Annotated in this window: 9 protein-coding genes; 7 read left to right on the top strand and 2 right to left on the bottom strand. The window is 56.7% G+C overall.

What is annotated here, in order from left to right; genetic code table 11:
• Positions 1-78 precede the first annotated feature (78 nt).
• The 3 genes from RBB75_RS01365 (at position 79) to RBB75_RS01355 (ending at position 3,566) form a co-directional block, all read left to right on the top strand.
• Positions 79-1,257: a thiolase family protein gene (locus RBB75_RS01365; RefSeq protein ID WP_353069278.1), complete on the top strand. Its 1,179-nt coding sequence runs from the start codon at positions 79-81 to the stop codon at positions 1,255-1,257.
• Positions 1,258-1,344: 87 nt separating this feature from the next.
• Entirely contained in the window at positions 1,345-1,704 is a 360-nt protein-coding gene (locus RBB75_RS01360; protein WP_179639016.1) for a hypothetical protein, read from the top strand.
• A 41-nt stretch (positions 1,705-1,745) separates the two neighbouring features.
• Positions 1,746-3,566 carry an acyl-CoA dehydrogenase family protein gene (locus RBB75_RS01355; RefSeq protein ID WP_179639015.1) on the top strand — a complete coding sequence of 607 codons (1,821 nt, stop codon included), beginning with the start codon at positions 1,746-1,748 and terminating at the stop codon, positions 3,564-3,566.
• 249 nt (positions 3,567-3,815) lie between these two features.
• Here RBB75_RS01355 and RBB75_RS01350 read toward each other — a convergent pair whose 3' ends face one another.
• Positions 3,816-4,484 carry an HAD-IA family hydrolase gene (locus RBB75_RS01350; RefSeq protein ID WP_353069277.1) on the bottom strand — a complete coding sequence of 223 codons (669 nt, stop codon included), beginning with the start codon at positions 4,482-4,484 and terminating at the stop codon, positions 3,816-3,818.
• 288 nt (positions 4,485-4,772) lie between these two features.
• Here RBB75_RS01350 and RBB75_RS01345 point away from each other — a divergent pair, with 288 nt between their 5' ends.
• On the top strand, positions 4,773-7,721 hold the full coding sequence (locus tag RBB75_RS01345; RefSeq protein ID WP_353069276.1) for a protease pro-enzyme activation domain-containing protein: 2,949 nt from the start codon (positions 4,773-4,775) through the stop codon (positions 7,719-7,721).
• Between the two features lie 258 nt (positions 7,722-7,979).
• Here RBB75_RS01345 and ppk1 read toward each other — a convergent pair whose 3' ends face one another.
• Positions 7,980-10,145, bottom strand: coding sequence for a polyphosphate kinase 1 (gene ppk1 / locus RBB75_RS01340; RefSeq protein WP_353069275.1), 2,166 nt, complete (start codon positions 10,143-10,145; stop codon positions 7,980-7,982).
• Positions 10,146-10,307: 162 nt separating this feature from the next.
• On the opposite strand from ppk1, the gene RBB75_RS01335 reads away from it, so the two are divergent.
• Genes RBB75_RS01335 through RBB75_RS01325 form a run of 3 tightly spaced genes read left to right on the top strand, consistent with a single transcriptional unit; the run spans position 10,308 to position 11,441 of the window.
• Complete coding sequence (locus RBB75_RS01335; RefSeq protein ID WP_179639011.1) at positions 10,308-10,886, top strand: RNA polymerase sigma factor; 579 nt, start codon at positions 10,308-10,310, stop codon at positions 10,884-10,886.
• 10 nt (positions 10,887-10,896) lie between these two features.
• Entirely contained in the window at positions 10,897-11,247 is a 351-nt protein-coding gene (locus RBB75_RS01330) for a hypothetical protein (RefSeq protein ID WP_179639010.1), read from the top strand.
• Positions 11,244-11,441 (top strand): hypothetical protein, encoded by a 198-nt coding sequence (locus RBB75_RS01325; RefSeq protein ID WP_179639009.1) that lies wholly within the window; start codon positions 11,244-11,246, stop codon positions 11,439-11,441. Before RBB75_RS01330 ends, RBB75_RS01325 begins: the two co-directional genes overlap by 4 nt.
• The last annotated feature ends 333 nt before the right edge of the window (positions 11,442-11,774 follow it).

The raw sequence follows: 11,774 nt of genomic DNA, 5'->3' as shown, positions 1-11,774 counted from the left end.
CAAGTTCATCCTTAAAAGATGGGTTTATCTACGGTCTTCGGAGTAGATTCGGAGACAGAAGTCGGGAGTTAGTGGGTTATGAAAGACGTCATTATTGCATCGGCTGTACGTACCGCTGTTGGGAAGGCTCCTCGCGGAACTCTTCGGACTACCCGCCCGGATGATCTGGCTGCCGTTGCCATCTCCGGGGCTTTGGAGCGTATTCCGCAGCTTGATAAGGCGGAGATTGAAGATGTGATTCTGGGCTGCGCGATGCCTGAGGCAGAGCAGGGGATGAATGTGGCGAAGGTTGCCAGCTTCCGTGCGGGGTTGCCGGTTACGACTGCGGGGATGACGATCAATCGCTACTGTGCGTCGGGGTTGCAGTCGATTGCGCTGGCGGCGGATCGGATTCGTGGCGGATCCGCGGATTGCATTGTTGCGGGTGGGACGGAGAGCATGTCGTATGTTCCGTTTGGCGGTAATAAGATCTCGGTGAATCCGTGGCTGGTGGAGAACTATCCTGGGTCATATATGTCGATGGGGCTGACGGCGGAGAGGGTGGCGACTCACTACGGGATCACTCGGGAGCAGATGGATCAGTTTTCGTATGAGAGCCATCAGAAGGCTCTGGCTGCGATTGCAGCCGGGAAGTTCGACGATGAGATTGTTTCGGTGACGGTTACAAATACTGTGCCGAATGGGAAGAAGGCAAAGACGACCGAGTCTACGTTCAAGCAGGATGAGGGGCCGCGTGCCGATACGTCGCTGGAGGCGCTGGCGAAGTTGAAGCCGGTGTTTCATGCGAAGGGAACTGTGACGGCGGGGAACTCGAGCCAGACGTCCGATGGAGCGGCGGCGGCGGTGGTGATGTCAGCCGAGCGCGCGGCGCAGCTTGGGATCAAGCCGATGGGTAAGTTTCTTGCGTTCGCTTATGCGGGGTGTGATCCGGAGGAGATGGGGATTGGGCCAATCCATGCCATTCCCAAGGTGCTGAAGATGGCTGGGTTGTCGCTTGAGGATATTGATCTCTTCGAGTTGAACGAGGCGTTTGCGGCGCAGTCGCTGGCGGTGTTGAAGGTGCTGGGGATTGATCCGGCGAAGGTAAATGTGAACGGGGGCGCGATTGCGCTGGGGCACCCGCTTGGCTGTACGGGGGCGAAGTTGACGGCTACTTTGCTGCGGGAGATGCCTCGGCGCAAGGCGAAGTATGGGATTGTGACGATGTGTGTTGGGGGCGGGATGGGAGCGGCTGGGATCTATGAGGCTCTGAGTTAGAGAATGCGTACATACTCCAAGTCGGATCGAAGAGCCTGGAGCAGATTGCGTCCAGCGGGCCGGAGTGACTGGCATCAGATTCGAGTAGTGAGTGGATATGTCGCGGTGATTGCGGTGGTTGTCGCAGTAGTTTTCTTTATCAAGCACCGACACCATCAAGAGATTCAACAACACTGGAAGTGCGCCACAGCCATTGTCGAAGAGGTCCGCCCGGAGATGATACAGACGGTGAGCTATGCCAAGGGTGGCAAAACGGCGCTCTACGAAGTTTCAATTCTGGCGAAGTATGTCTCGGATGGTGTAGAGCATGAACGGTGGATTACTGTGGAACAACCGTCGGTATCACTCGCTGAAGCACAACTGCAGACGTTTCGCTGGAAGGGCCAACATTGTGTTGTTCGATGGAAGGCCACTAAGCCCGAAGAACTGATTGCTGAAGTGGATTAGTTTGCAACCTTGAGCGTAGAAGCTATAGAAGGAGTAACACCATGGCAACGATGACGACCCCCGAACCGACTACCGCTACCCGCATCGCTGGTGGCAGCTTTCTTATCAGCGATCCGACGCCTACGGATTGTTTCTTCCCTGAGGATTTTACCGACGAGCATAAACAGATTGCGGAGACGACGGCAAACTTTGCGGTGAACGAGATTATGCCTGCGTCGGACTCGATTGAGGCGAAGGATTTTTCGGTCACGAAGCGCCTGCTGAAGGAGGCTGCGGAGCTTGGGCTTACCGCGATCGATATTCCTGAGGAGTATGGCGGCCTGGAGATGGATAAGGCTACGTCGGCTATTGTTGCGGAGAATATCTCGAAGCAGGCCAGCTTTTCGGTGGCGTTCTCGGCGCATACCGGGATCGGTACGCTGCCGCTAGTCTGGTACGGCAATGCGGAACAGAAGAAGAAGTATCTGCCAAAGATTGCTTCGGGTGAGATTGTTTCGGCATATGCGTTGTCGGAGTCGACGAGCGGTTCGGACGCGGTGAATGCGAAGACGAAGGCGGTGCTGTCTCCGGATGGGAAGACGTACACTCTGAATGGCGAAAAGATGTGGATCTCGAATGCGGGGTTTGCGGATCTGTTTACGGTGTTTGCGAAGTGCGCGATTCCGGAGGGACCGGATGCGGGGAAGGAGAAGCTGACGGCGTTTTTGATCGAGCGGGGAACGCCTGGCTTTACGCAGGGGAAGGAAGAACACAAGCTGGGGATTCGCGGCAGCTCGACGTGTCCGCTGATTTTGACGGACTGCGTGATTCCTGTTGGCAGCCTGCTGGGGGAGGTGGGGAAGGGCCACCATATTGCGTTCAACATTCTGAATGTGGGGCGATACAAGTTGGGCAATGCCGCGATTGGCGGCGCTCGGATGGCGCTTAACAATGGGATTCGATACGCGATCGATCGGAAGGCGTTTGGCAAGTCGATCTCGGAGTTTGGGTTGATCCAGGAGAAGATTGCGAACTGCGCCACTGGGATTTTTGTGGGCGGGGCAGTTTGTTATCGCACGGTAGGGCTGATTGATAAGGCTCTGGCGGGTGTGGATAAGAACGATACGAAGGAGATTCAGAAGCGGATTGAGGACTATGCGGTGGAGTGCTCGATTGTGAAGGTGTGGGCGAGCGAGATGCTGGATATGGTTGTCGATGAGACGCTGCAGATCTTCGCGGGCTATGGCTATGTTGAGGAGTTTCCGGCGGAGCGGGCTTATCGGGATGCGCGAATTAATCGGATCTTCGAGGGGACCAATGAGATCAATCGGCTGATTATCACCGGCTGGCTGATGAAGTCGGCGATGAGCGGGAAGCTGGCGCTGATGCCGGCGATCAAGAAGCTGATGGATGAGGTGATGTCCGGCCCGAGCGAGAGGGTGGAGCGCGAGGGGCCGCTGGGTGAGGAGCGCAACCTGCTGGCGAACGCAAAGAAGCTGACGTTGTTTGTCGCTGGGGCCGCGACGCAGAAGTATATGACGCAGATCGCGGACGAGCAGGAGGTGATGGGGGCGATTTCGGACATGATTATCGAGGTGTTCGCGATGGAGAGTGCGATTCTGCGGGCGGAGAAGATTGCAGAAGGACAGTCGGCGGAGGCTTCGGCTGTGCAGGTTGCGATGGCACGGATCTATGCCGATAAGGCGATGGCTACGGTGGAGCTTTCGGCGCGGAAGGTGATTGCGGCGGTAGCTGAGGGGGACATGCTGCGGACGCAGCTTACGATTCTCCGCCGACTCTCCAAGCATGACTCGGCGGATACGATCAAGCTGAGGCGGCAGGTGGCTCAGCACGTCCTGAAGGCTGGAAGGTATGCCATTTAGAGACATGTGATACATAAAACGACCAGCCGATTGATTCTTCGGCTGGTCGTTTTATGTATTGGGTAGACCCAACATTGCTGTCACCAGGAGCAAGTCTGTCATCCGGTTATCTGCTCGCAGCCGAGAAGGAGCTGAGTTCCAGGAAGTTATATAAGGGTACTGTCTTTGTAGGGCTACACTCCGGAAGCCTTCTCGCAAGGAGCGCCGAATCCGGATCTTGTTCCCGGTGAAACGCGCGCTTCCGCTTCCTTACGACCGATCCTCAATCTCAATCCTCAAACCCTCACCATCCGGGAATACCGTCACGTCGTGAAAGTCACTAACCACCGGTCGATGCCTCAACTGCTGCGCCGAGAACGTCGTCGACAAACCCACAACCTGCATCCCCGCGCTCAGCCCGGCATCGATCCCGGGGCGTGTGTCCTCGAACACCACGCACTCTTCGGGCGCAACACCTAACAACTCCGCCGCGCGCAAAAAGCCCTCCGGATCCGGCTTCCCGTTGTGAATTTCGTCGATTGGCACGATGATGGCAGGCAATGGCAAGCCAGCACCAGCCACGCGAATCTCCGTAAGCTTGCGCCAAGCAGAGGTCACAATCGCCCACGTTAGGTGGTTCGCTTCAAGTGCCTGCAGCACCTTGAGCGCTCCTGGCACTGCCAGGATGCCTTCCGTTTCCGTCTCTTCGAAGTGAGAGAGCTCCGCGATCTCCTGTGCGTGCTCTTGCCCTGGCAGGAAATGCGCTACCGTAGCTTTACCTGGGCGACCGTGCGAGAAGGTCAACACCTCCTCAAGCGGTAGGCTGTGCCGCGCGGCCCACCATCCCCAGGCACGTTCAACCACCCGCGTCGAATCGACCAGCGTTCCGTCCATATCAAACAGAATTGCCTTGCCTCTCAGGAAAACTCGTTCGCTCATACTCTCTATGGTCGCATTTTGATCCATAAAGGGTGTACCTCGTGTTGGGGATGGGGAGTGATCGAAGGTTTGCGGCATACAGGCGCGGCTCTCGGTTTCAGCTTTTCTTGCTGAAATGGCACAACCGGAAGACGAAATAATGTCTTTCCTTCTGTAAACGCAACATTTTCTTTTATCGTCTGTCTAAGCAAGTACCTCAGCCCCACTCTGATTCGTCGGGCCAGTCGATCTTGGTGTGTGGAGCAGCAGTGCCACCCCGTAACCCGGTAGTAAGGTAGAAGAATATCCATGCGCAGCCGCCTTTTCTCTCAACTGTTTGCTCCTGTTATCCTCCTTGCCTCCGCGTTCAGCCCTGTTGGCCAGGCCGCCGTTCAAAACAGAATAGCCAGTGCTGTCAACAGCGGAGTGCGGACTCCTTTGCCCGGAACTGTTACTGGGCGAGCCCAACGTGCTGCGGATCTTGGCGCCGCTCCCGCGGACAAGAAGCTTGAGTCGATGTCACTGCGCTTCAGCATGACGCCGGCCCAGCAGGCCGATCTGAGCCAGCTACTGGCGAGTCAGTTAAACCCCGGTTCGGGGAGTTATCACCAGTGGCTCACGCCGGAGCAGTTTGGGGCGCGCTTTGGCCTTAGCGCTGCGGATATTGCCAAGGTTTCGACATGGCTTACTGGTCAGGGCTTCACGATCACCCGGGCGGCTCGGAGCAATACCTTTATCTCCTTTTCGGGCACAGTTGCGCAGGTGCAGCAGGCGTTTGGGACTTCGATTCATAGCCTGTCGGTCAATGGGGAAGCTCATTTTTCCAATGTCACCGATCCGGTGCTTCCATCTGCCATCGCGGGGGTCGTGACTTCCATTGTTGGACTCAATGACTTCAAGCCGAAGCCTCACTTGCGCGCGCGGAGTGCTGCTTCGATTGATCCCTCGCAGCCCCACTACACGCAGACTCTGAGCGGAGTGACGAGTCATTACATTTCGCCGGCTGATTTCTACACCATATATAACGAAAATCCTCTGCTTACGGCTTCCACGCCGATCAATGGCACGGGCGTGACAGTTGCTGTGATGGGAAATACGGATCTTAATGCGGGCAATGTCCTTCCGGACGCGAACATTGCCCAGTTCCGCACGGCGGCTGGTTTGCCCGCGATTAATCTAAAGCTGCAGTCTGCTATTCCTGCTGGCGGCTCTGACGCCGGCGTCTCGGCGAGCGATATCGATGAGGCGCATCTCGATATTGAGTGGTCGAGTGCGGCTGCTCCTGGAGCGACGATTCTGTATGTTTTCAGCAGCAATAACATCTTCGCGGACTCCCTGACTTACGCCATCGATAATAAGGTCGCTCCGATTATTACCATCAGCTATGGCTTGTGCGAGAGCGGTTGGGGCACGGCTATGTTGGCGAGTTACAACAATCTGCTGGCGCTGGCGAATGCGCAGGGGCAGACCGTAGTTAGTTCCTCTGGCGATGCCGGTGCTACCGACTGCGACGGGGTGGGGCTTGCGACAGAGGGACTCAACGTAGATTTTCCCTCCAGCTCCCCTTACGTTACCTCTGCCGGCGGGACGATGTTCAGCGGAGATGTGGCAACCCCTGCCACCTATTGGAGTAGCGCTAATGGAACCAACGGCGGCTCCGCTCTCTTGTACATTCCAGAGCAGCCGTGGAATGAAACTACGTCCAGCGCTGGCCTTGGCTATAACGATGGAACTGGGGGCGGAGCTGGGGGAGGCGGAGCAAGCGCTTTCTTCTCCAAGCCAGCGTGGCAGACTGGCACGGGCGTTCCCAACGATTCCTCACGGGATCTTCCTGATATAGCGCTGAACGCTGCGGCTATCCACGATGGATATCTGGTTTGCAGCTCGGGCGATGGCCAGGGTGAGACGCCATGCACCAACGGCTTCCTCTCCGCCAACGGTAATCCGAATGTGTTTGGCGGGACCTCATTTGTTGCTCCAACCTTTGCAGGTATTTTGGCTCTGGTCGAGCAGAAAGTTAATCCGACAGGCGCGACAGCGAGTTGGCTGGGCAATGTAGGACCAACGCTCTATGGCTTCCTGAATGGGCCGACCTACAGCAGCGTTTTTCACGACATCATCTCCGGTAACAACTCAGTTCCTTGCACCCAGGGGACACCGAACTGTTCGAATGGCCAACCGACAGGCTTTACCGCGGGGACTGGCTATGATCAGGCTACAGGCCTCGGCAGTTTTGACATCAATGCCCTGGTCACGGGCTGGAGTGGCGTAAAGCCAGTCGGTACGGGCACCGGTAGTGGTATTGGGACGAGCATCAGTACGACGGCGCTGACGACCAGCGCTTCTCTCTGCGCGGTTTCGGCAGGTACTCTGGCGCTCAACGTGACTGTGGCGGGGACTGCTTCGGGTCCGACACCGACAGGTTCGGTTCAGTTCTTTGTCGATAACGTAGCTGTGGTGGGTGGCACCGCCATTTTATCGGGTGGAACCGCGAGCTATAGTCTTGTCACCTCGTCGCTATCTTCCGGTGGTCACAATATCGGCGCGGTCTACTCCGGCGATGGCAACTATGCGGGGTCTAAAGGGACGCTGCTTGGACCAAACATCAACGCAAATACTTATCCGAATGGGCCGATCGCTGCGGTGGATATTGTCTCTTCTACATCTTCGGGTAAACCCGATTTCTCTTTCGCCCCCGCGACTTGCGGTGCGTCGACTTCAGTACAGCCTGGGGCTACAGCCACGGGGCTTACTTTTACGATCACGCCGGTCAACGGATTTACGGGTTCGGTCACTCTGACTGCGACCAATAACGATGGAATGGTTGCGACGCCTAGTTTCTCCGTGTCGCCAGTTTCGATCACTACTTCGGCCGGCGTATCCACTTCGTTTGTTGTTGTTGCTTCTGCGCCGACGACAGCCGCAAGGTCAATGCGGCCGGGATTGAAACCGTTCGGTCGAGGCCCGGCGGGTAGGATGCCATGGTATGCAGCTGGCTCTGGAGCTACGCTTGCTGGATTGTGTCTGCTGATGTTGCCACGTCGTCGCCGCTGGGGCGCTCTGCTTGCCGCTGTGATTACGATTTCGGCTCTGACAGCGGCTGGCTGCGGATCCAATACCTCGACCACTGGTGGAGGCGGCGGGACTACACCTCCTGCTGGGACGACAAATGCTTCTCCGGGCACCTATACATTTACGGTTACCGCCATAAGCGGCACCTTGGTGCATAGTGCACAGATTGCATACGTCGTACCATAATAGGAGCCGTTGTGATTTCTCTTTGGCCGCGCCCTCTGGAGGCGCGGCCCTTCTTTTATCAGATCTGTTTCAAAATATGCCGGACGTCGCGGTTGTTTTGGGGTAAGGCTGGACCGTTGGCAATAGCAGGCTTATCGTTCAGACTTGGCGTGACAGCGCATCCAGTGGCGTTGTCATGATTGCTTCCGCCACTCATCTCATCAGTTATCAGCTTAGATATTCAATAGCTCAACTGCGAGCACGTCAGGTCGTGGTGCATTAGTGGGCTGTGACCTTTTCGTGCTTCGCAGCTTCGGGAACCTTCTCCTCTGCGCCTTCGGCAATGCGCATCAGATAGTCTTGTGCGCTGAAGGGAGCTTCTGTCTTCGGTGCTCGTTCATACTCACCATCCGATCGCAGGAGCCGTGCCTTTGTGTTGTCCGCCAGATAGGAGGCAAGGATCTCTTCGCGCAGCCGATTGTGAATGTCTGGCTGGGTTATGGGAAAGACTACCTCGCATCGCTCAATCAGATTTCGGGGCATCCAGTCTGCGCTTCCGCAGTAGATCTCTTCCTTGCCGCCGTTTGCAAAACAGAAGATGCGGCTGTGTTCGAGAAAGCGTCCAACGATACTGCGGACTCGGATTCTCTCGCTTATGCCCTTGACGCCAGGCCGCAGGGAACACATGCCGCGGACGATCAGGTCGATCTCGACGCCAGCGGTTGAAGCGGCATATAGGGCCTCTACGGTTCGGCGATCGAGCAGACCGTTCATCTTGGCGATGATCGACGCAGGGCGGCCGGCCTTGGCATGGGCCGCCTCTCTTTCGATGAGGGCAACCAAGCCATCGGCAAGCGTCAAAGGTGCTACCAGCAGCGGTTTATAGGCTTCCGACTCGGTCTCGGCGGTGAGGTAGTTGAAGACCTTCTGTACCTCGCTCGTCACCTCCGGCTTCGAGGTCAGGAGGCTGATATCGGTGTAAAAACGCGCGGTGACCGGGTTGTAGTTTCCTGTCCCAAGGTGTGCGTAGCGGCGGACCACGCCGTCGGGATCGCGGCGCACCAGGAGAGACAGCTTGCAGTGGGTCTTCAATCCGAAGATGCCGTGAAAGACGCCGACACCTGCGTCCTCGAGCTCTCGCGCCCACCGAATGTTGGAGTCTTCGTCGAAGCGCGCCATCAGCTCAACGACGACGGTCACCTCTTTACTCTGTCCAGCCTCGGTAAGAGCCGTGAAGATGGGCGAATCTTTGCTGGTGCGATAGAGGGTCTGCTTCATCGATATCACACTGGGATCCTGAGCTCCGGCCTCGATGAACTCCTCCACGGTCTTGTACGAGTCGAAGGGATGGTGCAACATCACATCCCGCTTTCTCATCTCCTCGAAGATATCGGTGGACTTTGCACTGAGTTTGAACTCCTTCGCGACGAAAGCCGGATACTTCAGTTGAGGCTGCTTCACTTCGGAGTAAAGATTCATCAGACGCGACAGATTCACGGGGCCGTCGGTCTTGAATACCTGCTCCGGCTCGAGCTCGAAGTTGATCCGCAGTCGCTCGACCATCTCTTCGATCGCTGAGCTTTCAATTTCCATTCGGACGGCGTCGCCTTTGCGTCGATTATGTAACTCCGCTCGAACACTCTCCAGTACGGAGCGGGACTCCTCCTCCTGCATGTAGAGGTTGCTGTTGCGGGTGACGCGAAACGCCGATCGGGACAGGACCTCGTATCCGCGGTACATGCGCTCCACTTGAGACTCCACCAGCTCATGCAACAGGATGAAGTCGCAATTGCCGTCCGTGCTTTTAAGCGGGACGAGGCGGGGAAGGGCGCGAGGCACGGTTACGACACCCAGGGCTGTCGCCGTCTTTACTCCGCGCCGCTTGTGCTTCAGCAGGAGGCCGATGCAGAGCGCCTTGTTGAGCACCCTTGGAAAAGGATGGGAGGGATCGATGGTCACCGGGGTCAGAAGAGGGTCGACCTCGTCCTCGTAGAAGTCCAGCGCCTGCTTTCGTGCCGCGTCGCTCAACTGGCTCCAGCGCAGGACGCGAATCTTCGCTGCATGCATCGCGGGGAGCAGTTGTTCGTTCCAGCACTGGTACTGCGCCTCTACAAAGTGATGAATTCGCTCCATCAACCCATCGAGTCGTTCCTGTGGGGTGAGTCCGCCTTCGTCTGGCGGTTGGGCAAGATTGTAACCATCCTCGATCCGCTGAAGAAAGCCGGCGACCCTGATCTCCACGAACTCATCGAGGTTGCTGGCGGTAATTGCGAGGAACTTTACCCGTTCGAGCAGGGGATTGGTCTCGTCCTGTGCTTCTTCGAGCACGCGCTGGTTGAACCGCATCCAGGACTCGTCGCGGCTGAAAAAGAGATTTTCGACCGTTTTGGCGGTGGCTTTTTTGGCGCTGGCGGAGTTTCCGATAGTTCGTTTCGTAGCACTCATAGAGATCTAAAAGATTACCGCAATGGTGTGAATCTTCTGTGTGAACAAGCGTGAAATATCGTTTGCTACCTATATGAGGATGGCCGCCGGAGCCACCAAAGGCTGGAAACAAATCCGGGCCACCATAAAATATTTGTCGGCTCTATCCGTCTACACCTGTAGATGACTGACGTTCCTGGCAATTGGAGCATTATCGAGCAAGACCAGCTGATCTCTCAGGCGTTGGAGAGGGACCGGCCCAGGCTGCGCAGCTTCATCCGCAAGCATGTTGCCGACACGGGCGAGGCTGAGGACATTCTTCAGGATGTGTTTTACGAACTACTTGAGGCCTATCGGCTGATGAAGCCCGTAGAGCATGTGACGGCGTGGCTGTTTCGCGTCGCTCGAAATCGGATGGTCGATCTCTTCCGCAAGAAAAAGCCTGCCTCGCTGAGTAGCCCTGCGTCAGGTGAAGAAGAGGATGGCGGAACACTGGAAGACCTGCTTCCTTCGGCCGATGCCGGGCCAGAGGCGGTTTACGCAAGGAGTCTGCTGCTGGAAGCTTTGGAAGAAGCTCTTGAAGAGTTGCCACAGGCGCAGCGTGAGGTCTTCGTCGCACATGAGTTGCAGGGGCAGAGTTTCAAAGAGATATCCGCCGAGACCGGCCTCAGCGTCAACACGCTGCTCTCGCGAAAGCACTACGCCGTGACACATCTGCGGCAAAGGCTGCAGTTAATCTATGAAGATTTTGTCAGGAAATAAGGAGTTATATATGGGGCATCATCCAGCAGTTAAAGCAGTAAAGATCGCATTATTCGCCGTCGTTGCCAGCGCTGTGCTGGGTTTTGTGGTTAGGGGTCTGTGGAATGCGCTTCTGCCTCCGATCTTCGGCTGGCACACGATCACCTTCTGGCAGGGGCTTGGCATGTTTGTGCTCAGCAAGATTCTTTTTGGGGGCTTTCATCGTCACGGCGGAGGCCGCAACCGCTGGAGACAGGGAATGAAAGATCGCTGGGAGCGTATGACGCCCGAAGATCGCGAGAAATTTCGCAAGGGGATGCGTTGCGGTCGCGGGCCTTTCGCCTCGCACGCGGAGACCTCGCACGCGGAGACACAGATATGAACGAGATTGAAAGAGACCGCATCGACGCTCGAGAACCTGGCGGCGGGATGAACTCTTCTCCCTCGAGGTATAGCCGGCAATCTGCCACTGACTTCACGGATCGGGTTGGCGAGCTTGAGATCGAAAACGCTCGCCTTCATCGGCTGGTCGCGGAGCTGTTGATCAAGAATCAGCAGCTTCGCAGAGCGGACTAACCGGCGCGCAGGCGTTAGTTCGACGAAGACCCCGCGAGCCGTCGGTGAGCATGCTGGCTCAAGGTGCCGCTCGAGGGTGTTCACTTTCCGCTTCGAATGTCTGTATAGTTTCAAGAAGATCACATTATTTGCAGACGTTCCACACAGGGGCATCAGAGTCTTGAACAGGTCGCCTCGCGAACGCTGCAACTATACAGTGGCGACCTCGTAGCCAAGCATGACTCAATCAGCGTGCCTATTCGACACTGCCCTGGCTCTTATACGATTCGCCTCATGGGGCGGTCGGACAGCGAAATGCCGTGTCTTTATGAATTGCTTTTCCTGAGCCGATAC

The organism is Tunturibacter empetritectus (assembly GCF_040358985.1).
In the GTDB taxonomy this organism is placed as follows: domain Bacteria; phylum Acidobacteriota; class Terriglobia; order Terriglobales; family Acidobacteriaceae; genus Edaphobacter; species Edaphobacter empetritectus.
Note: the sequence above shows the minus strand (reverse complement) of the source record. Positions and strands in the feature narration are given on the sequence as shown.